Here is a 26,687-nt window from a genome sequence, read left to right as displayed (position 1 = left end):
GCTAATTAAGTTTTTTACTGCTACAAGGCAATAGCGGTGCTTGCTGGTTTTATGGCCTACCCCCTTATCCGACTACTACCCCACACGGAACCCAGAACCCGGAATGGGGCAGAAACTGCTCTAGAGGCAGAATTCAGGCCGCTCGGGCCGGGGCACTCTGATTGTGGCAAGCCGTTTCCAAACCCGCTGTCGTTCCCTATCTTTGTCCTCTTCGAAAAAACAGCCGAAACCCGCCCTACTATATGAAATTTATCGTCTCGTCTTCCGCCCTGCTCAAGCAGCTCCAGAGCATCAACGGCGTGGTCACGAACAACCCCGTGGTGCCGATTCTGGAGAACTTCCTCTTTGAAATCGAGGACGGCAAGCTGACGATTACGGCCTCCGACCTGGAGACCAGCATGATGACGGAGCTGCCGGTAGAAGCCCGGGAAAGCGGCCGCATTGCTGCCCCCGCCCGCATCTTGCTGGATACCCTGAAAAACCTGCCCGATCAGCCCGTGACTTTCACGCTGGACGAGGAAACCTACACCATTGAAATTGCCAGCAGCAACGGCCGTTACAAGCTGGCCGGCGAAAACGCCACCGACTTCCCCCGCGTGCCAGTCGTAAAAGGCTCGTCTCCGGTGGAAATTCCATCGTCGTCGTTGTCGCGGGCCATCAACAAAACCATCTTCGCGGTAAGCACCGACGAGCTGCGCCCCGCCATGACGGGTATTCTGGTGCAGCTGGCCGACAACCAGGTGACGTTTGTGGCTACCGATGGCCACCGCCTGCTTCGCTACCGCCGCTCCGATGTAGGAGCCGGCCAGACCGCAAACCTGATCATTCCGCGCAAAGCCTTTAATCTGCTGAAAGGCGCGCTGCCTTCGGAAGCTACCCCCGTGCGAGTAGAGTTCAATAACTCCAATGCTTTCTTCAGCTTCAACCAGATGCGCCTCGTGTGCCGCCTGATTGATGAGCGCTACCCCGATTACGAAAACGTAATTCCGGTGAGCAACCCCAACAAGCTCATTATCAGTCGCCAGGAGTTCCTAAACTCGGTGAAGCGCATCAGCATCTACTCCAACAAGACCACGCACCAGGTACGCCTGCGCTTGGCTGGCTCGGAGCTGACCGTATCGGCCGAGGACCTCGACTTCTCGAACGAAGCCAACGAAAAGCTGGCCTGCCAGTACGACGGCGAGGACATGGAAATCGGCTTCAACGCCAAGTTCCTGACTGAAATGCTCAGCAACATCGACTCCGAGGAAATCACGCTGGAGTTGAGCACGCCCAATCGCGCTGGCCTGCTCATGCCTACTACCCCCGACGACAATGAAAGCATCCTGATGCTGGTAATGCCAGTGATGCTGAACAACTACGTGTAAGGCCGGTTACTTCTGCCAGCAAGCTTTGAATTCTCTGTCATCCTAAGCGCCGCGAAGGGCCTTTACAGAAGGTAATTATACGTGATTACTAAGGGTAGAGGTCCTTCGCTCTGCTCGGGATGACACTCTTTTATTAGCATTTTCTCCTCATGAAAAAATCTGAAATCCGCTTCAGCATCGCCCTCGACGATCAGAAAGTGCCCGAGGCCATCAGCTGGTCGGCTACTGACGCGGGCCCCGATATTCACTTCGCAAAGGCCATCAACATTGCCCTCTGGGACCGGGATGAGCGGGGCACGATGAAAATCGACCTCTGGACCAAGGAAATGCCTGTGGATGAAATGAAGCGCTTTTACGTGGATACCATGGGGGCCATGGCCGAAAGCTTAGTAACTGCCACCAACGACACCGTAATGGCCACCAAAATGCGCGACCTGTGCCGCCAACTGATGGACCACATCGAGGAAGAAGAGCGCAAGCAGCGCTAATTCTCAGACGAGTATAATAGCAAAAAAGCCGCGTCAGATTGATCTGACGCGGCTTTTTCTATAAAGAAGGAGTACTTACTGTCGGGTGCGGGTAGCAGGGGTAGCGGAACGGGCCGGACCAATGGTGGCCCCATTGCTGCTGGCCGGCAAGGGGTTCTGCACGGAATTTACAAAGATGGCGTCGGCCGCTTTGTTATAGTTCATGCTGAACGTGTTGTACTGACGGCGTGCGTCGTAGTAGCTGCTGTACTGGTCAGTGCTAAGTACGGCTTGCAGCTCCTTGTCGCGCTCCTTGCACACGGCATCGCATTGCTGCTGGATCAGCTTATCGTTGCCCGCGTTCTTCTGGTTGATGGCCACGATTTTCGCCTGCTTTTCTTCGTTAATAGCCTGCAAACGGGTTTTCTGATACCCATTGAGGCGCAGGTCGCGCGCCATCTGGTCGGAAAGCTGACGGGCGTGAGCTTGCACGGGGTTCAAGCGGATAGAAGCCTGCGACGGTTTATCCTGCGAGGCCGGGGTAGGCTTCTGCTGGGCGTGGGCCCCAAGCGAAGCAACAACCAAGGCAGCCGCAGCGGCAAATTTCTTTTTCATTGGGAAAGAATATCGTGAACAGGTCGGATCAACAAAACCAGCAAGTTTCATCAGCCGCGAAGCCTGCCGGATGTCCTTTCTTAACGAAAAACTATGCCAGGTAGTTTACTCCGAAAGAGATTAGTAAGGAGGAGTTAAGTAAAAAAAGTTGTCCGTCCGAGTATTCTGTCTATCAGGCAGAAGACTCGGACGGACAGTACAGAGCAAGCGTGAAACGCTAGAACTTATTCTTCCACATCATCGACTCCACGGGCTTCACGGTGCGCTCGTTGTACTTAGCGTTGGCTTTGTGGTTGTAGAGCGTCTCGACGGTGCCCTGCACCGCGAAGTAGATTAGCTGGCCTACCGGCATGAGGTGGTACACGCGCACCGGCATCGACACGCTAATTTCCAGAGTCCAGGTGTTGCAGAATCCGATGTCGCCTTTGCCGGCGGTAGCATGTATATCAATGCCCAGGCGGCCTACGCTGCTCTTGCCCTCCAGAAACGGAACGTGGGCGTGGCTTTCGGTGTACTCCTCGGTTACGCCCAGGTACAACGTGCCGGGTTGGAGCACAAACCCTTCCTCGGGAATTTCAAAAACGTCGATTTCATTGTGTTTGCGGGCGTCCAGCACAGCGTCGCGGTAGGTAGCCAGGTAGCGGCCCAGGTGCACGTCGTAGGAGTTGGTGCCCAGGCAGCCTCGCTCAAAGGGTTCAATAACAATGTTGCCCCGCTCCATTTCGGCGAGAATCTGCTGGTCGGTGAGAATCATGGGTTCAAGTAAGAAATCTAGGGTAGAAGAAAGACAGGCCGTATGCCTTGGCTTTCTTGCCGGAAGGCTAAGCAGGGCCTCGTCAGCTTCTAGTTGGTATCGTCATCGTCGTAGCGGTCTTCCGGCAAGGAAGCCGAACGGCGGCGAGAACGGGTTGTGGTGGTTGGCTCCTGCTCGTCTGCCAGCGCATCCAGGCGGGTGCGGAGGTCGGGCAGCACGCTGGTAACCAGGTAGAGCAGCAGCAGCAGGGAACTGCCGGAGAGCAGCAAGGTGAGGTAGTCCATCCAGTCGTGGCGCGGCGCCGAATCGAGGGACCGGGGGCCCGCGTAACCCGTGGCTGGAGTAGCCAGGGCTACCTCGGGTTCAGGCTGCGGATCTTCGGCGGCTACATCGGGGGTAGCGGGAGCAGCTGAAGCCGAGGCCGCGTCGATATCGGCGGGTGGCACGGCGGCCCCATCGGCGGCCAGGTCTTCGGGGGCAGGGTCTTCCGAGGCGTTGAACCGGGCGGCGCCCTGCTTGATAACGCGCTGCAAACTCCGGATGAGGGCTACTCGTTCGTCGCGGGGTAGCACCCGGATGAAGAACTCGAAGTTGCGGTCAACCAGAATGCTGTTCAGCTGCTTTTCAAACTCAACCAGGTCGGTGCGTCCCCTGCCGAAGCGGCTCTTAAACCGGTCGGATACGCCATTATAATTCTGAAATAGCTTCTTTAAATCGTCGCGGCCGGGGAAGTTGTCAAACTCCTTGCGCGCCTTGGCAGAGCGCAACGATTCTGGAAACTTGCCCCGCGCGAAAGACTTATCGTACACGGTCTCCATCGTGCGGAAATTCAGCTCGTCGACGGTGCGGTCGAAGAGGCGCTTGTTAGCCGCCGCGGGCGCTTCAGTTTGGGCCAGCAGCACGGCCGGTACAGCAAGCCACAGCAGGACAAACAGCAGTAGCAACTGACGAAATCGGAACATAGTGCAGGATTAATTTGGGGCAAAGGTCGGGAATTTGAGAATGTGCTGAGGGGGAAAGTGCACGGAAGCCGCAAAAATCTGGACAGGCTATCCGAGTTCTTCTCGCGCTGTGCGATGATTCCTAAAGCCAACAAGCCCTGGCTTCGTGTTAAAAGCCAGGGCTTGCTGGGAGCCAGGGGTAGGCCAGTAGTCAGAGCGGATAGTGGGGGCGGCCCTTCGTAGCACGCCCTACCCCAGGATAGTGGTTACAATCCGTGGGCTTCTTTCATCGACTCGCGGCAGGCAGTGAGGTAGTGGTCTACCAGGTCATCGGTAATGGCCGTGCTGACAAATAGGGCTTCATACTGAGCCGGGGCCAGGTAGATGCCGCGGTGCAGCATGGCCCGGAAGTAGCGCCCAAAGGCTTCCGTGTCCGAAGTCTTAGCCGATTCCAGGTCCGTGACGGGCTGGCTGGTGAAAAACACGCTGAACATGGAGCCTACCTGGTTAACGGTGTAGTTCAGGCCCAGGTCGGCGCAAATCTGGCGGGTGCCATCGGCAATGCGTGTGGTGATGCGGTTCAGCTCGTCGTAGAGTTCGGGGTGCTCGTTGAGGTAGGAAAGCTGGGCAATGCCGGCCGCCGTGGCAATGGGGTTGCCGGAGAGCGTGCCAGCCTGATACACCTTACCTGCAGGAGCCACGTTGTCCATGATGTCTTGGCGGCCTCCGTAGGCACCTACCGGCATCCCGCCCCCAATGATTTTGCCTAAGGTCGTCATATCGGGCGTGATGCCGTAGAGCTCCTGCGCGCCGCCCCGGGCGAGGCGGAAGCCGGTCATCACCTCATCGAAAATAAGCACGATGCCATGCTGGGTGCACAGTGCACGCAAGCCCTGGAGGTAGCCCTCCTGCGGGGCAACCAGGCCCATATTGCCCACTACAGGCTCCAGAATCAGGGCCGCTACCTGGCCTTCGTTGGCTGCAAGTATCGTTTCTACGGCAGCCAGGTCGTTGTAAGGAACCGTGAGGGTATCCTGGGCAACGCCCTGGGTTACGCCCGGCGAGTCGGGGGCCCCCAGGGTTAGGGCACCCGAGCCGGCAGCAATCAGGAAGGAGTCGCCGTGGCCGTGGTAGCAGCCTTCGAATTTGATGAGTTTGTTGCGGCCGGTGTAGCCGCGCGCCACCCGGATAGCCGACATAGTGGCCTCCGTGCCCGAGTTTACCAGGCGCACTTTTTCGATGCTGGGCACCATCTGCTTAATAAGCTCCGCCATTTCCACCTCACGGCGCGTGGGCGCCCCGAACGACAACGAACCCTGCACCGCTTGCTGCACGGCATCCAGCACCAGCTGCGGGGCATGGCCCAGAATCATTGGGCCCCAGGAGTTGATGAAATCAAGGTAGCGGTTGCCGTCCACGTCGGTTAGCCAGGCCCCGTTGGCCGACTGCATAAACACGGGGTGGCCGCCTACCGCCCGAAACGCCCGTACCGGCGAGTTAACCCCGCCCGGAATGTGGTTTTTGGCGCGGGTAAACAGCTCGTCGCTGGTCGTCAGGGTCAGCTCGGAGGTAGTAGTAAGATGGGAGGATTCCATAAAAGCAGAATGTAGTGCGAAGCTCCAGCTTCGCATATCAGTGAACGGTACTCGAAGAACAGCTCAAAAAGGCGGTTCAGCAGGGCGCAAAGTTGGAGCTTCGCGCTAGTAGTAAAACCTATCGAATCCCGACTGGGTTCAAGACTTCCACCTCCAACCGCTCTAGTTTTGTGAGCGGAACGTACTGGTTGTCGTGGCTGCCGCCGGGGTAGCCGATGCCCTGGAACACCGCCCCCGAAACTGGCCCGCCATTGGCCAGCGGCTGCTGAAACGACGGACCGTAGAGGTGGAGCTGGTTGGCGAAGAAGTACAGCAACTCGAAGCCGGAAAGGGCAAACACAGAAGGGGGCAGGTTCTGGCGCTGGGTGTAGAGCTGGCGCACTCGCCGCACGCCTGGGCTGGTCCGGTCCACAAACTTGGGATGCACGAAATACACGTCGCGGGCATCAAGCTGGCCCAGCCCGATACGGTTGTTGTCAAGCCAGGAAGCGTAGGTGATAAGCGGCACGCGGGCATCCTGGGCCTTGAGGACGCCCAGGGTGTAGGGACCTGCCTTTTTTCCATCGGAAGCTACTACCAAATGCCCCACGGTTTTCAGATCAATTCCGGCGAAGCCTGCCGCCAGAGATTCTTCCACATCGGAGTTGATGCGGCGCAGCTGAAGCACGCGGCCTCCCAGGGCTTCGTAGGCTTGCTTGTAGGCCTGGCCAAAGGCGGTTTCATCTTTCGTGTCCTCGTAGAGCACCACGGCCGTGCGCGCTCCGCCGAGGCGGGAATAGGCAAACTGAGCGGCCTGGCGGGCCTGCGTAGCAGTGCTGGGCTCAAAGAGGTAGTGCCAGGGATTATCGAGCACCAAGTCGCCGTCCTGCGACAAGGGGTTGACCACCACAATCTGTTTTTGCTGGGCGTAGCGGGCCAGAATCTTACTGCCTGATTTATACACCGGGCCGATAATCAGGTCCATGCCCGCTAGCTCGGGTAGGGCCAGCACTTGCTTCAGCTGGAGGGTGTCGGCGCCGGTATCGTAGGCAAATAGCTGCACCGGCCGGCCTTCACGCTGCAACGAGTCCTGGGCCAGACGCATGCCTGCGTACAGGTCAGTAACGAACTGATTTTTGCGCCGCGTTTCCCAGCTGGTATCGTCAAACTCGAAGGGGAGGAGGACCCCAATGTTATAGGTGCTCTTTTTGAGCGCCCGCGGGCGAGGAGTATACCGGCTCCGGTCGAGGGCAAACTGGGTAATCAGCTGATCGAGCTGGGGCTTATCGGCTTCGGTGTACCAGCCGCCGTTGGCAAGCTTATCGGCATAGGCGCGGGCCAGGGTTGCATCCTGGGGGTAGGCTTTCAGCAGGTTCTGGAAGGTAGCCTTGTCTTTGATGCGGGGCAGGTACGCTGCCTTCATATTCTCACGCTCCGTGGCCAAACGGTCGGGCGGAAGTTGGCTGAGCACGCGCAGGGCGTTGTCGAAGTCGCCTTGCTCGAAGGAAACCTGCCCCTGCAGAAAGAAAGCCTCCGGCAGCGCAGACCACTGCGAGTACTCCGTGCGGAGCAAGTTGAGCATCTGCTCTGCCTCGGCCCATTTTTTAGCCCGGCTGGCGGCTACGGCGTAGAGGTAAGCCGCTTCAGGAGCCTGCTGAAACTTGCTGGTAGCCGCCGTAATGGGCAGCAGCTCCTGCATGGCCAGGTCGTAGCGGGTTTGGTCGAGCAGGGTTTTGCCGTTTTTGTAGCGGGTGGCTGGGTCGCTGGAGCCCATGTTGGCGGGCAGCGGCGGGCCCGTAGGCTTCGGCGCGGCCGTTACAGTAGGCTTGGAGGTAGTAGGTGAGGTAGCAGGCTTGGTTGCCGGTGCGGCCGCCTTGCTGGTGGCAGGAGCCGCGGCCTTAGTAGCCGTAGTGGTTGTAGCAGCTGGCTTGGCCGGGGCTAGTTTGGCAGTGGCACCCGGAGCGGGCTTGGTGGGGCTGGTAGGAGCCGGACGGGTAGGAGCTGGCGTAGTGACCTTGCTGGCAGGAGTGGGGGTAGGAGCCGGCTTCTTAGCGGGCGCTTGCTGGGCCCACGCAGGAGCTGACAGCGCAACACTGCTGCAGAATACGGTAACAAACAGGAGAGAGTACGACCTCATATACCGAGGAGCCAAATCAGGTAGGCGGGAGAAACTGCGAGGCCGCAACGCTACGGCTCGCCCGGCAAAGGTACGCAGATACGCTGGGGAAGATATGCCGGAAGCTAAAGGCGGCTTAGGGGCGCATTTTTAATGAAAACTTAAGTTCCATTTAATCCGGTCTTAAGCTGAGCGGTATGGCAACAGAGTACCTTTGCAGAGAAGTTTGGAGAACAGGAAACGTGGGCTCACCAGGTCGCGGGCTACTCGCATGCGGCGCGTAGGAAAGTAAAGCTATCATGCGTAATAGTGTTTACTCCAGGGCCACATAGCATATCTAGTATGAATACGTCGCTGCGCATAGACATTCCCCACCGCCTATACCTGCGCGACCCCCAAGAAACCGAGCTGGGTCGGCGCATGATAGCGGAGAGTATCCGGCTGATGGATGAAATCGGCCTGGAGCAGTTCACCTTCCGCAAGCTGGCCCAGCGCATGGCTTCCACGGAGGCCTCCCTGTACCGCTATTTCGAAAACAAGCACCGCCTGCTGGGCTACCTGGTCTCCTGGCACTGGGCCTGGCTCCGGTTCCGGATTCGGTTTCACATCCATAACATACCCAGCGCGGCCCAGCGGCTGCACCTGATTTTGAGCATTCTGACCCAGGCCCACCGCGACGACCCTACCACCACCGACCTGGACGAGGCGGCCCTGTACCGGCTGGTGGTAAGCGAGGCATCCAAAGCCTACCTGATTCGCTGCGTCGACGAGGACCACCGCGCGGGCCTGTTCCGGGAATACCACTGCCTGGTGGCAGATATAGCCGGCGTGCTGCGCGAATTAAACCCCGACTACGCCTACCCCCAGGCGCTGGCCAGCACCCTCCTGGAAGAGGCGCGGAAGCAGTTGTTTTTTTCCCAGCACCTGCCTACCCTGACCGAAACCACCGAAAATACTCTGTACGATTTCCTGCACGGGCTTTTGTTCGGAACCCTCAGCCAGCCCCCGCCGGCTACCTAAGTACCCGGGCGAAATGCCCCTGCACAACGATCTTCTTACCCTCTGACGCTTACGCTTTCAACCTTCTATTGCATTCATGGCCGATCATCAAGAACCTGCGCTTACGCCGGGCCAGCGCCTGCTGCGCCTGCTTTCTGCCGAGCGCCGCGACATTGTGTATCTCTACGTGTACGCGGCCCTGGCAGGCCTAATTAGCCTGACGCTGCCGCTGGGCGTGCAGTCCGTTATTGGCTTCGTGAGCAGCGGCGACGTGAGTACCTCCCTGATTGTACTCATTGGCTTTATTGTCTTCGGGACGTTCCTGGTAGGGGCCTTGCAGGTAATGCAGCTCTACTTGGTTGAGTTTATCCAGCAGCGCCTGTTTGCCCGGGTTAGCTTCGATTTTGCCGTGCGCCTGCCGCGGGTCCGCACCGAGTCGCTGGACGGCCAGTACCTGCCTGAGCTGGTCAACCGCCTGCTGGATACGCCCACCCTGCAAAAAGGCCTGTCCACGCTGCTGATTGAGTTTTCAGCGGCAGCGCTGCAAATTCTCTTCGGTCTGATTCTGCTGTCCTTTTACCACTACATCTTCATTGCCTTCGGCGTGCTGTTGGTTGCGCTGCTGGCCCTGATGGTGCGCTTCACCGGTCCGAATGGCCTTAAAACCAGCCTCGCCGAGTCGAAATACAAGTACCGGGTAGTGGCCTGGCTGGAAGACGTAGCCCGCACGGTGCACACCTTCCGCCACGCGCCGCGCCAGCAAATGGCCCTCAACCGCACCGATACGCTGGTGGAAGGCTACCTCGGCGCCCGCCAGAGCCATTTCCGCGTACTGCTCACCCAGTTCTGGGGCTTTGTGGCCTTTAAAACCCTAATTACTGCCTCCCTGCTCATTCTGGGTTGCTGGCTGCTGATCAACAAGCAAATTAACATCGGGCAGTTTGTGGCTGCCGAAATCATCATTATTCTCACCATATCGGCGGTGGAAAAGGTGCTGCTCAAGCTCGACGTGGTGTACGACGCCCTTACCTCGCTCGATAAAATCGGGCACGTGCTGGACCTGCCCGTGGTGGCCGCCCGGCAGGGGGTAAATCTGCCCTTGCCCAGCACCCCGACGGGGCTGCGGGTAGAAGTGCGCAACCTGACCTACCAGTACCCCGGCGGGCACAAGCTGCCCGTGCAGGATGTCAGCCTGACCCTGGCACCCGGGGAACACCTGGGGTTGGCCGGTTCCGATGGCTCGGGCAAAACCACGCTGCTACGAATCCTGGCTGGCCTGCTGGATGGCTACACGGGGGTAGTTGCCTACGATGGTCTGGCTCTGCAGGACATATCCAGCGAGGCGCTGGGCAACCACGTCGGCGACAATGTCTCGTACCAAAACCTCTTCGAGGGTACGCTGCTGCAGAACCTGACCCTCGACCAGGCCAGCATCAGCCCGGAAGATGTGGCCTGGGCTCTGGACTTGGTGGGGCTGCGCGACGACCTTTACGCCCGGCAGCAGGGCCTTAACTCGCCCATTGGGGTAGGCACTCCGCTCTCCGATAGTGTGCGCCAGAAGCTGCTGCTGGCCCGGGCCCTGGTGCGCCGCCCCCGCCTGCTGCTCCTGGATACCTTCCTGCCCGGGGTGGAGCCGGCAGAGCGCCTGCGCGTGCTTAGCCGGGTGCTGGAGCCCAGTAATTCCTGGACCGTTATTGTGGCCTCCAACGACCTACGGGTACTCGGGCTGTGCCCCCGCCTGGCCCTGCTGCGCGGCGGCCGTGTGGTAGCCGACGGCACATTTGCTACCCTCTCGCAGCAGCCCGAGCTGCAGGACCTGCTGTAGAGGCGCTGCCCCGGCTAACGGCCGCCTCATTTCTGCCCGGCCCCTTGTGGCCGCACTTACTTCTCATTCATCTTCATCAGCACTCGTTTTATATGCCTTTTGCTGAACATCCGCTGGAAGAAACCAACCCCCTGACGGCGCGTTTCCGCTCTTTTGCGCGCGTGCAGACGCCGACCGCCGGCCGCACCCTTGCCCGTTGGCTGGGGGGGCTCGGAATAGGAATTTTCCTAATGGGGTTTTTGCCCTGGACCCAGAACATCCGCTCTACCGGCCGCCTGACTACGCTACGCCCTCAAGACCGGCCCCAAACCGTACCCAGCACCATTGCCGGCCGTATCCAGCAGTGGCGAGTGCGCGAGGGCCAGCAGGTGAAAAAAGGGGACACCCTGGTCGACATTGCCGAAATCAAAGACAAGTACTTTGATCCGCAGCTGTTGCAGCGCACCCGCGAGCAGCTGGAAGCCAAAATTGCGGCCCTGGAGGAAAACCGTGGCAAAACCGTGGCGCTAAGCTCCCAGCAGGAAGCCCTGCGCCAGGGGCTACGCGTAAGCCTCGATAAGGCCCGCAACAAAGTAACCCAGACCCGCCTGAAGGTCAACAGCGACGAGGCCGAGCTGCGCGCCGCCACCAACGACTTTGATATTGCCCGCCAGCAGCTGGCCCGCCAGGAAGCTCTCTACCAACAGGGCCTCAAAAGCCTGACCGAGCTGGAGCAGCGCCGCCTGAAGTTTCAGGAAAGCACGGCCAAGCGCCAGGCCGTGGAAAACAAGCTGGGAGCCTCCCGCCAGGAGCTGGTGAATGCGCAGCTGGAGCTTTCTTCGTTGCAGGCCGAGTACCAAGACAAGATAGCCAAATCGGAGTCGGACCGGCGCTCGGCTACGGCCTACCAGTTTGACTCCGAAGGCCAAATTGCCAAGATGCGCAACGAGCTGGCCAACCTCAGCATCCGCTCGGGCTACTACCACATTACGGCCCCGCAGGATGGCTACGTAGTGCGGGCCCTGAAGGAAGGGCTAGGCGAAATTGTAAAGGAAGGGGAGGCCGTCGTAACGGTTATGCCGCATACCACGGCCCTGGCTGCCGAGCTGTACGTGAAGCCCATGGATATTCCGCTCCTGAGCGTGGGCCGCAAGGTGCGCCTGCAGTTTGATGGCTGGCCGGCCCTGGTGTTCAGCGGCTGGCCCGGCACCAGCTTCGGTACCTTCGGGGGCCGCGTCGCCGTCATCGATAACATCGACTCTCAGGGCCAGTACCGCATTCTGGTTACCCCCGACCCTGAGCTGGAAGCCTGGCCGAAGCCCCTGCGGGTAGGCTCCGGAGTGTACGGCTGGGCCTTGCTGGATAACGTGCCCATCTGGTACGAGCTCTGGCGCCAGCTGAACGGCTTCCCCCCCAATTTCGTGGGTAATCCAACTGATGCCGGCAAAGGCGGGAAAGAAGCCAAGAAAGCCGATAAGTCCGCGGACAGCGGAGGAGAGGAGGAAGCGAAATGAAGCGCATAGGATTAGGGGCCACCCGTTGCATGGGGCGCTTGCGGCTTGGGCCTGCCGGACGGGGTAGGGCCTTGCTGCTCTTGGTGCTCTGGCTTGCCTGGGTCCCCGTGTGGGCTCAGCCTACCCCTGTGGCGGCAGCTCCCCCCGATTCGGGGCAGGTGTTCACGCTGGCCGACCTGCTGAATTACGTGGCCCTGCGCCACCCGGTGGCCCGGCAGGCTGGCCTGCTACCCGAGCGCGCCCAGCAAGAGGTGCGCTATGCCCGCGGCCTGTTCGACCCCGCAGCTACCAGCAAGTACTATGGCAAGACATTCAAAGGCAAAGAGTACTTCCACGACTGGGACACCCAGCTGCGCATTCCGGTGTGGTACGGCCTCGATGTAAAAGCGGGCTTCGAGCGAGGCGTGGGCACGTACGTGAACCCCGAAAACTACACCTCGCCGGCCGGCCTGAGCTACGTAGGCATATCGGTGCCGCTGGCGCAGGGCTTGCTGATTGATGAGCGCCGGGCCGCCGTGCGCCAGGCCCAGGCCCTGCGCGGACTGGCAGAAGCGGAGCGGCGCAGTGCCCTGAATAAGCTGCTGCTCCAGGCGGCCAAAGATTACTGGGAGTGGAGCCTGAACTACCAGCGCCTGCAACTGCTGGATCGGAATGCGGGCCTGGCCAACGTGCGCTTTCGGGCGGTGCGCCAGCGCGTGCTGCTCGGTGACCTGGCCGCCATCGACTCAGTGGAGGCCCTCACGGAAATGCAGAACCGCCAGGCTACGCTTAGCCAGGCGCGGGTGCAGTTCCGCAATGCTACCCTCCTGCTGAGCAACTACCTCTGGGACGACCAGCAGCAACCCCTCGACCTACCCCCGGCGGCCGTGCCCCAGCCCTTGCCCGGCCCCACCGACTGGCGCACCCTCGCCCCCGACTCGGTAGCCGCCCTGGCCCGGCAGGCCCAGCAGATTCATCCGGACTTGCAGAAGAACCGCGCCAAGCTTAGCCAACTCGGGGTGGAGCAGCGCCTGCTGACTAATAAGCTGCTGCCCAAGCTCACCCTCGATTACAACCTGCTGCAGGCCGGTCAGCCCTTCAACCCCGAAAAAGCCGCCAGCCTGAGCGGCAGCTACCTCGAAAATAACTACAAGCTGGGTGTGAGCTTCGCCTACCCCTTGCTGCTGCGGCAAGAGCGGGCCAAGCTGCAGCTCAACCGTCTGAAAGTGCGCGAAGCCGAGCTGGACCTGCAGCAGGACACCCGCGAGGTGCAGACTACCGTGCGCACCGTAGCCAACGACTGGGAAGCCCTGCGCGAGCAGTTGGCCTTGCAGGAGCAGGTAGTACGCAACGCTGAGCAGCTGCGCAATGGCGAGCAAATCCGTTTCGAAAACGGGGAAAGCTCCGTGTTCCTGATCAACTCCCGCGAGGCCAGTCTGGTGTCGGCGCGGGTAAAGCTGGCGGAGCTGCAGAGCAAGTACGCCCAAACCCAGGCTACCCTGCGCTGGGCAGCCGGCGGAACGGCTAACTAGTTGGCAGTCGGACATTCTGTACATTTCAGCCCCGCCCAGCGCCTGATTTTGTGGCGCGCCGTGCAATGCGCGGCCGCAACAATCCGTTACTGGCAGCGGTTAAAAATATCTACCCAGTGAGTATGTCGATGTCCGTTGCTACCTTATCGGTACCCCAGTTGCGCCAGCGCCTGAATCTGCTGCTGATTTTGGGCGCCTCGCTGGCCTTGAGCGTTTTGCTCATCACCTTCCGGGTATTCATCACCCACAAGATTTCCTTTGTCTTTCTGCTCTGGAATCTGTTTCTGGCGCTTATTCCGTTTGGACTAAGCACCATGCTGGGGCTTTCGGCAGGACGGCTAAAAGCCCGGGTGCTGCTGCCGGTAGGGGTGGTGTGGCTGCTGTTCTTCCCCAACGCGCCCTACATTCTCACCGATTTATTTCACCTGGAACCCCGCCCCGACGCGCCCTACTGGTATGACTTGGCGTTGATTCTGAGTTGCGCCTGGAACGGGCTGATGCTGGCGTACGCTTCCCTGACCGACATGCAGGTGCTCGTGACGCGCCGCCTGGGCTGGTGGGCCGGCTGGGTGTTTGCCACCGTGGCGCTGCTGCTGAGTAGCTTCGGGGTGTACCTGGGCCGCTACCTGCGCTTTAACAGCTGGGACGTGCTAACCAACCCGCTCGCTCTCTTTTACGACATCATTTCCCGGGTGCTGCACCCCACGGTGCACCGGGATACCTGGGGCGTAACCTTGCTGTACGGGGTCTTTCTGCTGCTGGGCTACGCCACGGTGCGGCTGCTGGGCCGCCCGCACCACACCGAGTAGTCCGGAGTTTCGGCGCTGGGGCACCACAGTCGCTTATCGGGGCTGGCAGATGATTTACCCGAGCATCGTACCTTGTCTCTCCGATGATGCACCTCCAAACCGATTCGTCCGACGCGCCGACCATGAGCTGGGAGCGGCTGCTGAGCCGCCGCCGCTACCCCGAGCAGCCCCAGCTACACGTGGTAACCGATGCTCCCCCCGTACGCGGGGCTTTCGTGCAGGACTACGACCGGGTAGTCTTCAGCACGGCGTTCCGGCGGCTGCAGCGCCAGACGCAGGTGCTGCCCCTGCCCGAAACCGACTTCGTGCACACCCGCCTGACGCACTCTCTGGAAACGGCTTGCGTGGGCCGCTCACTCGGCCGACTCGGGGGCCGGCTGCTACTCGAAGAAACCCCCGACCTTGGCCGGCGCCTGCCCCACCTCGACAGTGACTTCGGCGACATTGTGGCCGCCGCCTGCCTGGCCCACGACATTGGCAACCCACCCTTCGGGCACGCCGGCGAAGACGCCATTTCGGCCTACTTCCGCAGCGCCGCCGCCGAACCGTTCGTGCGGGTGCTGAACCCCGCCCAGCGGACTGACCTGCAGCAGTTTGGGGGCAACGCGGCCGGGTTTCGGGTCCTGACGCATACCTACGCGGCCCACAGCAGCGGCTCGGCCGGGCTGGGGCTGACCTATGCTACCCTCGGAGCCTTTACCAAGTATCCGCGGCCCTCTATCGTGGAAGAAGCCGGCCTGACCCGCGGCACCAGCGAAAAAAAGTACGGCTACTTTCAAACCGAAGCCGCCCGCTTTCAAGAGGTAGCCCGGGAGCTGGGCCTGCTGCCCAAGCCGCCGGGTACCGACCTGGGCGGCTTCTACCACCGCCACCCGCTGGCCTTTCTGGTGGAAGCCGCCGATGATTTGTGCTTCCGCATTATCGACTTTGAGGATGGCCTGAAGCTGGGCCTGATTCCCTGCCAGACGGGGCTGGCCCTGTTACGCGAGCTGCTGGGCGACGCGCCCGGCCGTCGTGGCACGGTAGAGTGGCGCGACTGGCGCGAGGAGCTGGGCTACCTGCGCGCCCGGCTGATTAACCGCCTGGTGCAGCAAACCGCCCGCCTGTTCGCCGATCGGGCCGCTGACCTGCTCCGGGGCCGTTCCGATGAGCCCCTGGTACAGCAGCTCGACTGCTGGGAGCAGCTCCAGCACATGCACCACTTGACGGTCGAGCACCTCTACCACAGCCGGCCGGTGCTGGAAACCGAGGCCGCCGGCTTCGAGGTGCTGGCGGGCCTGCTCGATGCGTTTCTGCACGCCATCTTCGATCCGCAGGAAACAGCCCGCTCCCGCAAGGTAGTGCAGCTGCTGCCCGAGCAGTTCCGGGCTACCGGCCACCAGCAGCAGGCCTCTGCCTACGAGCAGATTGTGCTGCTGACGGACTACATCGGGGGGCTGACGGACCATAACGCCAGCAGCCTGTTCCGGGCCATCCGCGGCATTGAGCTGCCCCGGCGGTTTTAAGCGGCTGAATATCGGCCTGGCTCTGCGGATGGCCTGCCGGCAGACCAGCGTTACTGCAGCAGGCGTAGGGTAGTATCCAGTGGCTGCCGCTGCAGGAGGTGCTGGTACTGCTGCTGCAGGGCGCGCTGCTGGGCCTGCTGCTCCTGCTTTTGGAAAAGCCGCACTTTGTAGCGGGAGCCCGGCTCCCGCTGCAGGTTCACGTATAGTAGGCCGCGGTTGGGCCGCTCGGCCGCTTCGCCGCTCTGGATGCGGGCAATGCGTTTGCGGTTGTTGCCCAGCAGGGCCTGCAACGGGCTCAGGCCCACGTACAGGTCGGCTTTGCCGGTAAGGTAGTACTCGCCGCTGATGGTCATGTCGGTGAGGTTGCTGCTCAGGCCCAGGTGCGGAATCAGCAGGCGGCTGCCATCCAGTACAAACCGGGGCTGTACCGGCTCGAAGTAGAGGTGGCTGGTGCGCTTTTCACTCAGCATTTTCAGGGCTTGGGTAACAGCTTCGACATCCATCAGCTCCAGTTCACGGAGGTCGGTGCGCAGAAAGGCACGGGTAACGGCCAGCTGTGGCAGAAAAGAATTGTCCAGGTCCGTGTGCACGTCGGCCCCGCACTGCATGGTGCCCCGGATATTCTCGGGACCCAGCACTTCAAAGCCCAGGGCCGTGGCCAGTTTAAACAGCTCGGGCAGCTGAATGGCGCGCAGCTGCAGTTGGGCGTGCAGGGGGTGGTGGCCGCTACCCGCGTTGGTTTGCATAGTGCCACGCAGCCGTAGCGTACCCCCAAATGCCTGCATCGAGCACTCTTCCACGCGGGCCTGCCCCGCCAGCAACTGGCTGCGGAGCTGAAACTGCTGCCCTTGCAGCGCCCCATACTGCACTTCCTGTGCCCTGACGTGGACCCGCCCGGTAATGGTGCCGTCGAGGAAGGGAGAAGGCGAGCCGGCGGACTTACGGGCGCGGGGCCCTACCTCCGAGGTAGACGGTGGTACCGTACTCAGGGCCGCTAATAGTTGCAGCAAGTGCTGCACATCCAGGGTCTGGTAGCGCAAATCAAGGTCGGCGCGGGCATGGGTCAGGTGGGTGCCCGCCAACTGAGCCGTAGCACTAATGCGGCCGGTTCCGCCTGCCTTGGTGGCAAAAGTCAGGGCTGGAATAAGGAAGACGGGGCCTTTCTTGTCGATCAGCAGCCGCACTGTACTCAGGTAGTCGGACCCAGGTAACACCAGGCGGTCAATAGTGGCCGTGGCCTGGCCGTTAGCTGCCAGGAGCACTTCGCGCAGGGTTGCGTCGGTGGGGGCGGTGGGCCCTTTGCGCGAGGGTTGCGTCAGGCGGGCCAGGAGCTGATCGTAGCGCAGCAGTGGGAAGTGCACGGCAAGGCGGGCCGCAACCGGCTGCAGGTTCAGCGTATCGGTAGGCCAGCTGATGGCGCCGGTTATCTGCCCACCCCACACCTGTCCCTGCAGCTGGTGCAGCCGCACGAGGTGGCCATTGTGGCGCACTGTGGCGGCCAGCTGGTAGAGCGTATCGGCGGCCAGCACCAGCCGGCCGCAGCGCAGGCGCACATTCAGGCGCAGCCCGGGGGGAAGTAAATTCAGGGCCCGCGAAGCCAGCTCCTGGTTACGGGTGTAACCGGGGCGAGAAGCCTGAGGGTGGGATTTCACGGCCCGGCCTCCGGGCGGAGCCAGCAGGCGGCGCAGTTCCCCCAGCGCCAGGTCGTCGACGGTAAACGTGCCCGCAATGCTGGTGGTAGGATGCTGGCCGCTGAAGTACGCCAGCAGGTGCGTGGTGGTGGCGTTGGCTTGCACCCGCATGCGGTTGAGCTGCCCCGTCAGGTTTTCCAAGACCCACAAGCTGTCAAGCAGGCGGACGCGCACGGTCAGGTTGCGCATGGTGGCCTGGCGGCTCGGGATGTCGAAGGCCGCCTGTTCCAGCTCCACCGTGCCGCGGGCCGCAATGGGCGGCAGCAGCGAATCGGGGTGTAAGGTGCGGCGCGTGGTGCGGTCCGGAATTTCCGGCAGGGTACCATTGAGGTCCAGATTTAGGGAGGCCCGCCCGCTGCGCGCCCGCCACAGGTGGGGCGCTACAACTGCGGCCAGGGTTTGCAGCTCGGTGCGCCCCCGCACGTGGCCGTGCAGGCGGGGGCGGGTGAAGTCGCGCACGGCCAGGGCCGCATCCAGTTCCCCCGCCTCGGAATACAGGCGGCACCTCTCAAACACAAGGGAGGTAGTACGCGGCGAGTGGCTACGGCCATTGTCGAATACTCCGCGCGCATCCCAGCGCCGGATGCGCCGCGTCGAGTCGGCCCACCGCACCTGGGCATTGTGGAGGGCAAAGCGCAGCACCGTGCGCGGGCGCGTAGTGGGGCCGCTTAGGCCGCGGATGGTGTAGGCAATGCGGGCGTGGCTAGGGCTGCGGGCGCCCGCCAGAAACCGGTCGAGGCTGGGGGGCAGGGCCACGTGCAGCACCTCCAGCAGCGGCTGGTTGCCCCGAAAATGCAGGTTCAGGTACGTCCCCCGCGGCTCGCCGGGCGCCGCCCCGCGGTGGGTGCCGCTCACCAGCACCGTGTCGCCGTTGAGGGTAGCTTTGGTTTGCAGAAACGTGCCCTGGCGCCGCCGGAAATCATACTGGTAGCGAATCAGGGCCTGAATGGGCTCCTGCTCAAACAGGTTACCCCGGCCGCTGCGTAAAAACTCCAGTTGCCCCTGCAGGTGGCCTCCTACGTGCGCCTGGCCCCGGCGCACCTGAGCCCGGAGCCGGCCCAGCCGGACGTAGGCGGAGAACCCACTCCGGTGCAGCTCATTGTGGTCCAGCACCCGCAAATTGAAAACTACCAGCGAATCCAGGTCGAAGTCGGGTGGTGGGGTAGGGGTAGTGTTGCGCGGTCCTTTGCCCCGTAGGCCCCAGTCGTGCCCCCGCGAATCGGTGAACTGCTGAAACTCCACGTTGCGCAGTGTCAGATGGCTAACTCGGAACTGCCCGCGCCAAGCCTGCCCCAGTTCCAGCCGCATATCTGCCTGCCCAACCCGCAACACGGGTACCGCGCGGTGGTAGGAGGTGTCCGTGAGAACCAGATGCCGCAGTGAAGCCGTCAGGTGCGGAAAATCGGGCAGCAGAGAAATTCGCACGTCGAAGGGGGCCAGCACCAGGTCGGATTGCTGGGCCAGCCGCTGCCGGATCAGGTGCTCCAGCTGCCGTTGCCCCCAGCGCGTGCCTACCAGCCATGCGCCCGTTACGCCCGCTATCAGCAGCGCCAGCACCGTAAAAGCCAGCAGCCGGAGGACGGAAGGACGTTTCATGGAGGGGAAGTGAGCAGAACAGTTAGGGCAACGCGGGCTTCTACGCAGAAAAACCCGGCTGGTCTGGGGCAGAGTCAGAGCAGAAGCAACTCCAGCCCCCGGCGGCCCCGTTCTCTCTTAGGAACGGTCCTGAGCAAGTCGGGTTTCTGAAATAAGTTGCCGCCGACGGGTTGCCAGGGCCTGAAAGGGAGGTAGTGCGGCGGTACACTATCTGGGCTGGCAGGGCAAGCTGGGCACGTCGGGGCGAAATACAAACGGCTGGTTATTTGTTTAGACATTTTCTAAATAGTTATACTTGCGGTTCTACTTCACCATTCCATCATGGCTCAGTTCTTTCATCATAACGAGTTTGGGTACTGCGCCCGGTGCCCCCGCACGCGCCACCTGCACCTGTGCTTCGGCAACGTGGCCCTGGCCGCTACCACCGCCGAGTTCCAGGAGTTTCGGGAGGTAGTAAGCAGCAGCTGGCAGCATCATTGCCTCCGCACCCAGGACCCCGAGGCGCGCTGTATTGCTTTGCGCACGCCTGCGCCCCGACTGGCCCTGGTGTTCACCCTGATTGAGCTGACCCAGTTGCGCGACATTGTAGAAAACACGGCGTTGCTGCTGGAAGTGGAAGAGCTGCTGCAGAAATGAAAACGAATAAGCCCGGCCTTGCGCGCCGGAAGCTCAACGGAAAAGCTGTTTCTTGGCGCACTTATCCGGCGTGACTCATGAAACTTCCTTCCCTGCAGCATCTGCTCACCGAAGCCGCCACGGTGCTTCGGCGCTTTCCTTTACCTCTGCTTTGCGCTTTTATTCTGTGCGGCGTGGGCATTTACGTGCAGCGCCTGCCTTATGCTGAGGAAGCCAAGCTTGACTGGCTGTTTCCCGTGCTTTCTACGGCAGTGCTGGGGCTCACGCTCGCGCTGACCGTAGCCCTGGCAGCTGAGCGGTATCGGTGGCCTAGGTGGGGGCGGCTGGCCGCCTCGGTGGGGGTAGTGCTGGTGCTGGGAGGCTGGTCTGTGGCCTGCCCCGCCGAGCCCGATAGTGTGTGGAGGCTGCGGCTGTTTGTGTTGCTGGTGGCTTCGCACCTGCTGGTAGCCGTGGTGCCCTACCTGCCCGAACTGCGCCGCGAGGCCGATACGGCGGGTTTCTGGCGCTACAACGAAACATTGTTTCTGCGCATTCTCACGGCCGGACTATACTCCGGAGTGCTGTTTGCGGGGTGCGCCCTGGCCCTGCTCGCCATCGAGAACCTGTTTGAGGTGAAGCTGGACCGGTACGTGTACCAGCACCTGTTCACGGTGCTGGGTACGGTGTTTAACACCTGGTTTTTCCTGGCCGGAGTGCCTGCCTCAGCATTTTGCCGCCCTGGAGCAGGAGGCTACCTATCCCAAGGGCCTCAAGGTGTTTACTCAGTTTGTGCTGCTGCCGCTGGTGGTGCTGTACCTAGGCATTCTGTACGCCTATATGGGGCGTATTCTGGTACAGTGGGAGCTGCCGGAGGGCTGGGTATCTGTGCTGGTGCTGGCCCTTTCGGTGGCCGGCATCCTGGCCCTGCTCCTGATTCACCCCATCCGCAATGCGGCTGAAAACACCTGGATTCGCACGTTTGCGCGCTGGTTTTACCTGGCGCTATTTCCCTTGCTAGGGCTGCTGGCTGTGGCTATTAGTACCCGCATCCGGGCCTACGGCATCACGGAGGAGCGCTACTTTGTGCTGATCCTGGCCGCTTGGCTGCTGGTAATGGCTACCTACTTTCTGGTGCGCAAAGGCCAGGGCATCATCTGGATTCCGGCTTCGCTGGCTCTGGTAGCTTTGTTGTCGGCTGCCGGCCCCTGGGGCGCATTTGCTACGGCCGAGCGCAGCCAACTCGGCCAGCTGCGCGAAATCAGCGCCCAGTACACTCTGCTGCAGAACGGTAAGCTGGACGGCGCCGGTCAGCGCGTGCCTAAACTACCCTTGGTGGTGCGGCAGCGGCTCACATCCATTTTCGAGTTTTTTGCCGAGCGGCAGGCGCTGGACCAGCTGCAACCTCTTTTTGCCGGCTCCCTGCAACTGCCCGATTCCTTGCTCCAAGACACGCCGTGGGAGAAAAGGCACTGGCAGTCTGACCGTCTGTTCGCGCTTAGTAACCTGGAGCGCACCAGCCGCTATGCCACTGAGGCCGATGAGGAAATTTCTGCCTCGTTCGGCGTCAAAAATCCCGATGTACTACCCCTGGGCAACGGCCGTTACCTACTCAACAACGTGAGCGTGTACCAGTATTATGTACCTGATAAGGATACGCTGGCGAACGTAAGCGTGCCGGAAGGCTCGTTCCGGCTACGTACCCGTCGGCGCGGCTATGACCTGCAACTGGAGCAGATGCGGGCCGATGGCAGCTGGCAGCCCCAGCTCATTCTTGCCCCCGGCGCCATTGCCGATTCCCTGACCCGCGTCCATGGGCGCAACCCTGCCGTCGGGGTTGAGTTGCCCAACTCCGCCCTCACCCTGCACGCCACCGCCAAGAACCTGCATCTGCAACTGCTGTTGCGCGGCCTGAACCGCCACCAACGCCAGGACAGCATCTGGTACAGCTTCGAGGGCCAGGCCTTGCTGGAAGTAAAACGGTGAATGCGTGAGCTTGCCGCTTAACGGGTTCCGCAAGGGATGGCCTATGGGTAGAGAAACTCGGAGCAGAAACGTAAAGCCCCAGCGGAGCGACACCCGTTGTGGAACGGTTTGTGTCGCCCCGCTGGGGCTTTGAAAGGGTAAGAGGGGGTAGGGTGGCTGCCGAGATGCTGCCCTTCCGGGGCTACCTCTCGGAGCCTGTTAAGCGGCAAGCTCACGCATTCACCGTTTCATCACCCCTCCGCTATTCCCATTCAATGGTTGCCGGGGGTTTGGAGCTAATATCGTACACCACGCGGTTGATGCCACGCACCTGGTTGATGATGCGGTTTGAGACGTCGGCGAGGAACTCGTAGGGCAGGTGAGCCCAGTCGGCAGTCATGCCGTCTACGCTGGTTACGGCACGTAGGGCCACTACCCGCTCATAGGTGCGCTCATCGCCCATCACGCCCACGCTTTGCACCGGCAGCAGCATCACGCCGGCCTGCCATACCTTATCGTAGAGGCCGTGCTCTTTCAGGCCGTTGATGAAGATGGCGTCGGCGCGCTGCAGAATGTCGACCTTTTCGGGGGTGATGTCGCCGAGGATGCGGATGCCCAGGCCGGGACCGGGGAAGGGGTGGCGGTGCAGGATGTGCTCGGGCAGCTCCAGGGTGTGGCCTACTTCGCGCACCTCGTCTTTGAACAAGGCCCGTAGCGGCTCCACAATCCGCAGGTTCATTTTCTCGGGCAGGCCGCCCACGTTGTGGTGGCTCTTGATGGTTACGGCCGGGCCCTTCACCGACACCGACTCAATCACATCGGGGTAAATAGTGCCCTGAGCCAGCCAGCGGGCGCCCTCTACTTTCTGCGCTTCCCGGTCGAACACCTCAATAAACGTGCGGCCGATGGCCTTGCGCTTCTGCTCCGGATCGGTGAGGCCCTGCAGGGCGGCGTAAAACTCCTGGGAAGCATCTACCCCCCGCACATTCAGGCCCAGACCCTGGTAGGAGTGCAGCACGTCTTCGTACTCGTTTTTGCGCAGCAACCCGTTGTTGACGAAGATGCCGTGCAGGCGCTTGCCAATGGCCTTGTGCAGCAGTAGCGCTGCCACCGAGGAATCTACCCCGCCGGAAAGTCCCAGAATCACCTGGTCTTCCTCGCCAATGGTCCGTTGCAGGGTACCCACCATGCTGTCTACGAAGTGCTCCGGGGTCCAGCTCTGATCCAGCCCGCAGATGTTCACCACAAAGTTCTGGAGCAGGGTTTTGCCGTCGGTGGAGTGCGTTACCTCGGGGTGGAACTGGATGCCGTAGGTTGGCTGGCCCTGAATCTGGTAGGCGGCCACGGCCACCTCCGGGGTGCTGGCAATAATGTCGAAGCCCGCTGGCAGCGTCTTAATCGTGTCGCCGTGCGACATCCACACCTGCGAATCGGTGGGTACGCCGTGCAGCAAGGGCGAATCGTGGTGGACGCGGGCCAGGCGGGCGCGGCCGTACTCCCGGATAGTGGCCGGCAGCACTTCGCCGCCCCGCTGGTGAGCCAGCAGCTGCGCACCATAGCAGACGCCGAGTACCGGCACCCGGCCCAGGTAGCGGGACAAGTCCGGGTTGGGCGAGTCGGCGTCGCGCACGGAACAGGGTGAGCCCGAAAGCACCACGCCCCGGATGTCCTCAGTGAGGTCCGGGGCGTGCGTATACGGGTGAATTTCGCAGTAAACGTTTAATTCCCGGATGCGCCGGGCAATAAGCTGCGTGTACTGCGACCCAAAATCAAGAATGAGAATCTGTTGAGGCATGGGCAAAAATACGGCGCAGATTTCAGACCTAAAGCACGGAGTTGCGCCGGCGCCGGCTTTTTCTTTGCTTTCGCTAGTCGTACTGGTCGTTAGCCCACGGGCCGGGACTGGCAGCAGTGGGTTGCCGTTGACCGCGGGCGGGGCAGCAGGTAGGGGCCCTGCTGGCTACGCTCCTCGGGCGCCACGTGGTGCTAATCTGCTCGCGCGTGAGGGCCCGAAAAAGTGCGTAGGCGCAGCAGCCGGTGTAGAGAACAGGGCAAGACCAGGGCGAATGCTGGTCACAAACAAAATGATTTATGCTGGCTACCCAGTCAGTACATGCCAGTAACAAGCAGGTAGCTGCTATTTCCTTCGCACAATCCTACTGTTTTCTCTAACAAATGCTAGTCACAAATCGGAGCTTCTATGCCTTTTCCTCCGCGCAGTTACGCCTGACCTTTACGGTGGAATTATGCTAGGACTTTTCGCACCTGCCTCTAATGAATTCATCCCTACCCTTGCTCGCCTTGTCTTTGCTTGGCGCCCTGACGCTTCCCGAGTCTGGTTTACCTCAGCCAGCTACCGACTCCAACCTGCTGGCGCCCAGACCGGAAGCTCCGGGGCAGGGCTAGAGGGGGCGGCATCCGACCCGCTGGCCGGTTATGCTCAGGACCACCCGAGCTGCCCGCTGTACCCCAGAAAATTCTTAACCTACAGGGCTAGGCGGAAAATATGCTCCGGTACTACCGGGGCCGGGGAATAGTTGGTAAAGCGAGGTGTTTGCATAAAAAAACGGGCTGATACTCTTGTACATACCGGCCTACACATAAAAAATATCTGCCGGGAGTATGCATTGTGCTGAAATAGCTGCGTACCTTTGCACCGGCGAGTCAGAACGACCAGCTCCTGTTGAACTCCCCCAGGACCGGAAGGTAGCAAGGGTAAACGGTTGTAGCGGTGCGATTTTGGCTCGCTTTTTTTTGCCCAAAACTTCCACGGACAGTACCAGGTAAAGTGGACTAGCTGATACTTGAAAAGCGACTCATACGAGTCGCTTTTCGTGTTTTTACCCACCAAAGCGGCAGCACTTCACCAGTCGGTACCTACAAAATCCGGCTCATCCGGCAAATCCGATAAATCAGTGCTTAGCTTTGTACGCATTGTTGTTTTCAATCTACCCGCATGAAATTTTTCATTGATACCGCCAACCTGAAGGAAATTCAGGAAGCTGTGGAGCTGGGCGTGCTCGACGGCGTGACCACCAACCCCTCGCTGATGGCCAAAGAAGGCATCAAAGGCACTGACGCCGTGATGGCCCATTACCAGCAGATCTGCGAAATCGTGGATGGCGACGTGTCTGCCGAAGTAATTGCTACCGATTACGAAGGTATCATCCGGGAAGGCGAGGCCCTGGCTGAGCTGCACCCCAACATTGTGGTGAAGGTGCCCATGATTCGCGAGGGCGTGAAGGCCATCCGCTATTTCTCCGACAAAGGCATCAAAACCAACTGCACCCTGATTTTCTCGGCCGGGCAGGCGTTGCTGGCCGCGAAGGCTGGCGCTACTTATGTATCACCTTTCGTAGGCCGCCTCGACGACATCGGGCACGATGGACTGCAGCTGATTCAGCAGATCGTGGACATTTTCTCGAACTACGGCTACCCCACCCAAGTGCTGGCAGCTTCCGTGCGCCACGTACCGCACCTGATTCAGTGCGCCGAGCTGGGCGCTGACGTGGTAACGTGCCCGCTTAACGTTATCACGGGCCTGCTTAACCACCCCCTCACCGACAAAGGTCTTGCTACCTTCCTGGCCGACCACAAAAAGGTGAACGGGTAGTGAGTAGAGGTTAGATTGTGGAGCGTAGAACGCAGCAACCGCACCAAGTACGCAACGGCCTTTAGGTTCTACGCTCTAAGCATTCCCATCTACGCTCTCCTCTTATGTACATCATCAAAGTAAAAGGCAAGGCCAAGATTCCGGATTATATCCAGCTGCGCGACGAGCATTTCGTGCTTATTGCCTACTTCCGCGCCGACCGGCCTCTGAAGGATTTGCACCGCTACGGGCTGGAGGGCAAGGAAACCGAGCTGGCTACCCTTATTGAAGCCTTGGAGTTCGGGAAGCTGCAAAAACTGGAAGTTTGACCGTTTCGGTACCTCACGTTCCGGGCTTATCGGGAAGTTTAGCGTATAAATTTCCTGATGAGCCCGGAATGAGTGTTTCTGAAACCCGCTCTGCCCTTTACCTTCGTTGTTATGCCTACCTCGTCTGCCCCCGTTATTGAACTGCACGATGCGTACATTATGCAGGATGTAAACACTGTGCTGCAGAAGGTTACGTTTACGCTGGAGAAGGGCGAGTTTGCGTACCTGGTGGGGCGTACGGGGTCGGGAAAAAGCTCCCTGCTCAAGACCCTTTACGCCGACTTGCCCTTGCCCGCCGGCTCAGGCACAGTAGCCGGCTTTCCATTGCCTAAGCTAGCCGGCAGCGACAAAGTGCCGTTTTTGCGCCGCAAACTCGGTATCATCTTTCAGGATTTTCAGCTGCTGTTTGACCGCTCTGTGGCCGATAACCTACTGTTTGTGCTCAACGCTACGGGCTGGTCGGGGAAGGCTCGTAAGCAGCAGCGGATTTCGGAGGTACTGATGCGGGTTGGCCTTGCCAATGCCGCCGCCAAAATGCCCCATCAGCTCTCCGGAGGCGAGCAGCAACGCGTAGTGATTGCCCGGGCCTTGCTCAACGAGCCCTTGCTGCTGCTGGCCGACGAGCCTACCGGCAACCTCGACCCCGACGTAGCCGACAGCATTATGCGCCTGTTTGTGGAGATTAACAACGCGGGAACAGCCGTACTCATGGCTACCCACAACTACCAGATTATCCGGCAGTATCCGCAACGGGTGCTCAAGTGTGAGCAAGGACAGCTTATAGATTCGGCCAAGACGCCTTTCGAACTGGCTATGTAGCCCGCAGGCACCAGCTAGTGGTCTGAGGGTGTAGGATTGGCCCGGAGGGGTTTGAAGCGGGGGGAGGGGTAGGCAGCAGAACAGCAAAAAAGTAAGTGGGCAGGCTG

The 26,687-nt window shown here is 60.8% G+C and carries 21 protein-coding genes and 1 other RNA gene; 15 read left to right on the top strand and 7 right to left on the bottom strand.

Annotated features, from left to right (window positions below; all coding sequences use genetic code 11):
• Nucleotides 1–242: 242 nt before the first annotated feature.
• A complete protein-coding gene (dnaN, locus tag K3G63_RS07045) occupies nucleotides 243–1,367 on the top strand; it encodes a DNA polymerase III subunit beta (protein WP_220613346.1) in 1,125 nt (374 codons plus the stop codon).
• A gap of 149 nt (nucleotides 1,368–1,516) precedes the next feature.
• Nucleotides 1,517–1,855, top strand: coding sequence for a gliding motility protein GldC (gene gldC, locus K3G63_RS07040; RefSeq protein WP_220613345.1), 339 nt, complete (start codon nucleotides 1,517–1,519; stop codon nucleotides 1,853–1,855).
• Between the two features lie 75 nt (nucleotides 1,856–1,930).
• Here the strand turns inward: gldC and K3G63_RS07035 are convergent, their stop codons facing one another.
• The 5 genes from K3G63_RS07035 to K3G63_RS07015 form a co-directional block, all read right to left on the bottom strand.
• Nucleotides 1,931–2,449 (bottom strand): hypothetical protein, encoded by a 519-nt coding sequence (locus tag K3G63_RS07035; RefSeq protein WP_220613344.1) that lies wholly within the window; start codon nucleotides 2,447–2,449, stop codon nucleotides 1,931–1,933.
• 217 nt (nucleotides 2,450–2,666) lie between these two features.
• Complete coding sequence (gene dcd, locus K3G63_RS07030; RefSeq protein ID WP_220613343.1) at nucleotides 2,667–3,203, bottom strand: dCTP deaminase; 537 nt, start codon at nucleotides 3,201–3,203, stop codon at nucleotides 2,667–2,669.
• Nucleotides 3,204–3,292: 89 nt separating this feature from the next.
• Nucleotides 3,293–4,165, bottom strand: coding sequence for a hypothetical protein (locus K3G63_RS07025; protein WP_220613342.1), 873 nt, complete (start codon nucleotides 4,163–4,165; stop codon nucleotides 3,293–3,295).
• Nucleotides 4,166–4,410: 245 nt separating this feature from the next.
• On the bottom strand, nucleotides 4,411–5,739 hold the full coding sequence (gene hemL / locus K3G63_RS07020; protein WP_220613341.1) for a glutamate-1-semialdehyde 2,1-aminomutase: 1,329 nt from the start codon (nucleotides 5,737–5,739) through the stop codon (nucleotides 4,411–4,413).
• A 118-nt stretch (nucleotides 5,740–5,857) separates the two neighbouring features.
• Nucleotides 5,858–7,855, bottom strand: coding sequence for an ABC transporter substrate-binding protein (locus K3G63_RS07015; protein ID WP_220613340.1), 1,998 nt, complete (start codon nucleotides 7,853–7,855; stop codon nucleotides 5,858–5,860).
• Nucleotides 7,856–8,176: 321 nt separating this feature from the next.
• On the opposite strand from K3G63_RS07015, the gene K3G63_RS07010 reads away from it, so the two are divergent.
• The 6 genes from K3G63_RS07010 to dgt all read left to right on the top strand — a co-directional run bounded on the left by K3G63_RS07010 (nucleotide 8,177) and on the right by dgt (nucleotide 15,976).
• Nucleotides 8,177–8,854, top strand: coding sequence for a TetR/AcrR family transcriptional regulator (locus tag K3G63_RS07010; RefSeq protein ID WP_220613339.1), 678 nt, complete (start codon nucleotides 8,177–8,179; stop codon nucleotides 8,852–8,854).
• Nucleotides 8,855–8,930: 76 nt separating this feature from the next.
• A complete protein-coding gene (locus K3G63_RS07005) occupies nucleotides 8,931–10,658 on the top strand; it encodes a peptidase domain-containing ABC transporter (RefSeq protein ID WP_220613338.1) in 1,728 nt (575 codons plus the stop codon).
• Between the two features lie 92 nt (nucleotides 10,659–10,750).
• Nucleotides 10,751–12,151 (top strand): HlyD family secretion protein, encoded by a 1,401-nt coding sequence (locus K3G63_RS07000; protein WP_220613337.1) that lies wholly within the window; start codon nucleotides 10,751–10,753, stop codon nucleotides 12,149–12,151.
• 128 nt (nucleotides 12,152–12,279) lie between these two features.
• On the top strand, nucleotides 12,280–13,662 hold the full coding sequence (locus K3G63_RS06995; RefSeq protein ID WP_220613336.1) for a TolC family protein: 1,383 nt from the start codon (nucleotides 12,280–12,282) through the stop codon (nucleotides 13,660–13,662).
• Nucleotides 13,663–13,784: 122 nt separating this feature from the next.
• Nucleotides 13,785–14,471, top strand: coding sequence for a DUF1361 domain-containing protein (locus K3G63_RS06990; protein WP_220613335.1), 687 nt, complete (start codon nucleotides 13,785–13,787; stop codon nucleotides 14,469–14,471).
• Between the two features lie 83 nt (nucleotides 14,472–14,554).
• Nucleotides 14,555–15,976 (top strand): dGTP triphosphohydrolase, encoded by a 1,422-nt coding sequence (gene dgt / locus K3G63_RS06985; RefSeq protein ID WP_220613334.1) that lies wholly within the window; start codon nucleotides 14,555–14,557, stop codon nucleotides 15,974–15,976.
• A gap of 50 nt (nucleotides 15,977–16,026) precedes the next feature.
• Here dgt and K3G63_RS06980 read toward each other — a convergent pair whose 3' ends face one another.
• Nucleotides 16,027–19,263 (bottom strand): AsmA-like C-terminal region-containing protein, encoded by a 3,237-nt coding sequence (locus K3G63_RS06980; RefSeq protein WP_220613333.1) that lies wholly within the window; start codon nucleotides 19,261–19,263, stop codon nucleotides 16,027–16,029.
• Between the two features lie 321 nt (nucleotides 19,264–19,584).
• Between K3G63_RS06980 and K3G63_RS06975 the strand changes: the two genes are divergently transcribed.
• Both K3G63_RS06975 and K3G63_RS06970 read left to right on the top strand, forming a co-directional pair.
• Nucleotides 19,585–19,899 carry a DUF6686 family protein gene (locus K3G63_RS06975; protein ID WP_220613332.1) on the top strand — a complete coding sequence of 105 codons (315 nt, stop codon included), beginning with the start codon at nucleotides 19,585–19,587 and terminating at the stop codon, nucleotides 19,897–19,899.
• A 753-nt stretch (nucleotides 19,900–20,652) separates the two neighbouring features.
• Complete coding sequence (locus K3G63_RS06970; protein WP_220613331.1) at nucleotides 20,653–21,861, top strand: DUF4153 domain-containing protein; 1,209 nt, start codon at nucleotides 20,653–20,655, stop codon at nucleotides 21,859–21,861.
• Nucleotides 21,862–22,102: 241 nt separating this feature from the next.
• Here the strand turns inward: K3G63_RS06970 and guaA are convergent, their stop codons facing one another.
• Nucleotides 22,103–23,635, bottom strand: coding sequence for a glutamine-hydrolyzing GMP synthase (gene guaA, locus K3G63_RS06965; protein ID WP_220613330.1), 1,533 nt, complete (start codon nucleotides 23,633–23,635; stop codon nucleotides 22,103–22,105).
• Nucleotides 23,636–24,114: 479 nt separating this feature from the next.
• Here guaA and K3G63_RS22770 point away from each other — a divergent pair, with 479 nt between their 5' ends.
• The 5 genes from K3G63_RS22770 to K3G63_RS06945 all read left to right on the top strand — a co-directional run bounded on the left by K3G63_RS22770 (nucleotide 24,115) and on the right by K3G63_RS06945 (nucleotide 26,580).
• On the top strand, nucleotides 24,115–24,246 hold the full coding sequence (locus tag K3G63_RS22770; protein WP_259404291.1) for a hypothetical protein: 132 nt from the start codon (nucleotides 24,115–24,117) through the stop codon (nucleotides 24,244–24,246).
• Between the two features lie 250 nt (nucleotides 24,247–24,496).
• Nucleotides 24,497–24,594, top strand: an RNA gene (gene ffs / locus K3G63_RS06960) — signal recognition particle sRNA small type.
• A 202-nt stretch (nucleotides 24,595–24,796) separates the two neighbouring features.
• Complete coding sequence (fsa, locus tag K3G63_RS06955; RefSeq protein ID WP_220613329.1) at nucleotides 24,797–25,453, top strand: fructose-6-phosphate aldolase; 657 nt, start codon at nucleotides 24,797–24,799, stop codon at nucleotides 25,451–25,453.
• A gap of 104 nt (nucleotides 25,454–25,557) precedes the next feature.
• The gene (locus tag K3G63_RS06950; RefSeq protein ID WP_220613328.1) at nucleotides 25,558–25,761 is read left to right on the top strand and encodes a fructose-6-phosphate aldolase; all 204 of its coding nucleotides are present in this window, start codon (nucleotides 25,558–25,560) and stop codon (nucleotides 25,759–25,761) included.
• A gap of 111 nt (nucleotides 25,762–25,872) precedes the next feature.
• Nucleotides 25,873–26,580, top strand: coding sequence for a cell division ATP-binding protein FtsE (locus K3G63_RS06945; protein WP_220613327.1), 708 nt, complete (start codon nucleotides 25,873–25,875; stop codon nucleotides 26,578–26,580).
• Nucleotides 26,581–26,687 lie beyond the last annotated feature (107 nt).

Source organism: Hymenobacter sp. HSC-4F20 (assembly GCF_019599275.1).
In the GTDB taxonomy this organism is placed as follows: Bacteria; Bacteroidota; Bacteroidia; order Cytophagales; family Hymenobacteraceae; genus Hymenobacter.
Note: the sequence above shows the minus strand (reverse complement) of the source record. Positions and strands in the feature narration are given on the sequence as shown.

Coding starts and splice junctions, on each gene's coding strand:
- dnaN (WP_220613346.1), top strand. CDS start 243: ATGAAATTTATCGTCTCGTCTTCCGCCCTGCTCAAGCAGCTCCAGAGC.
- gldC (WP_220613345.1), top strand. CDS start 1,517: ATGAAAAAATCTGAAATCCGCTTCAGCATCGCCCTCGACGATCAGAAA.
- K3G63_RS07035 (WP_220613344.1), bottom strand. CDS start 2,449: ATGAAAAAGAAATTTGCCGCTGCGGCTGCCTTGGTTGTTGCTTCGCTT.
- dcd (WP_220613343.1), bottom strand. CDS start 3,203: ATGATTCTCACCGACCAGCAGATTCTCGCCGAAATGGAGCGGGGCAAC.
- K3G63_RS07025 (WP_220613342.1), bottom strand. CDS start 4,165: ATGTTCCGATTTCGTCAGTTGCTACTGCTGTTTGTCCTGCTGTGGCTT.
- hemL (WP_220613341.1), bottom strand. CDS start 5,739: ATGGAATCCTCCCATCTTACTACTACCTCCGAGCTGACCCTGACGACC.
- K3G63_RS07015 (WP_220613340.1), bottom strand. CDS start 7,855: ATGAGGTCGTACTCTCTCCTGTTTGTTACCGTATTCTGCAGCAGTGTT.
- K3G63_RS07010 (WP_220613339.1), top strand. CDS start 8,177: ATGAATACGTCGCTGCGCATAGACATTCCCCACCGCCTATACCTGCGC.
- K3G63_RS07005 (WP_220613338.1), top strand. CDS start 8,931: ATGGCCGATCATCAAGAACCTGCGCTTACGCCGGGCCAGCGCCTGCTG.
- K3G63_RS07000 (WP_220613337.1), top strand. CDS start 10,751: ATGCCTTTTGCTGAACATCCGCTGGAAGAAACCAACCCCCTGACGGCG.
- K3G63_RS06990 (WP_220613335.1), top strand. CDS start 13,785: ATGTCGATGTCCGTTGCTACCTTATCGGTACCCCAGTTGCGCCAGCGC.
- dgt (WP_220613334.1), top strand. CDS start 14,555: ATGATGCACCTCCAAACCGATTCGTCCGACGCGCCGACCATGAGCTGG.
- K3G63_RS06980 (WP_220613333.1), bottom strand. CDS start 19,263: ATGAAACGTCCTTCCGTCCTCCGGCTGCTGGCTTTTACGGTGCTGGCG.
- K3G63_RS06975 (WP_220613332.1), top strand. CDS start 19,585: ATGGCTCAGTTCTTTCATCATAACGAGTTTGGGTACTGCGCCCGGTGC.
- guaA (WP_220613330.1), bottom strand. CDS start 23,635: ATGCCTCAACAGATTCTCATTCTTGATTTTGGGTCGCAGTACACGCAG.
- K3G63_RS22770 (WP_259404291.1), top strand. CDS start 24,115: ATGAATTCATCCCTACCCTTGCTCGCCTTGTCTTTGCTTGGCGCCCTG.
- fsa (WP_220613329.1), top strand. CDS start 24,797: ATGAAATTTTTCATTGATACCGCCAACCTGAAGGAAATTCAGGAAGCT.
- K3G63_RS06950 (WP_220613328.1), top strand. CDS start 25,558: ATGTACATCATCAAAGTAAAAGGCAAGGCCAAGATTCCGGATTATATC.
- K3G63_RS06945 (WP_220613327.1), top strand. CDS start 25,873: ATGCCTACCTCGTCTGCCCCCGTTATTGAACTGCACGATGCGTACATT.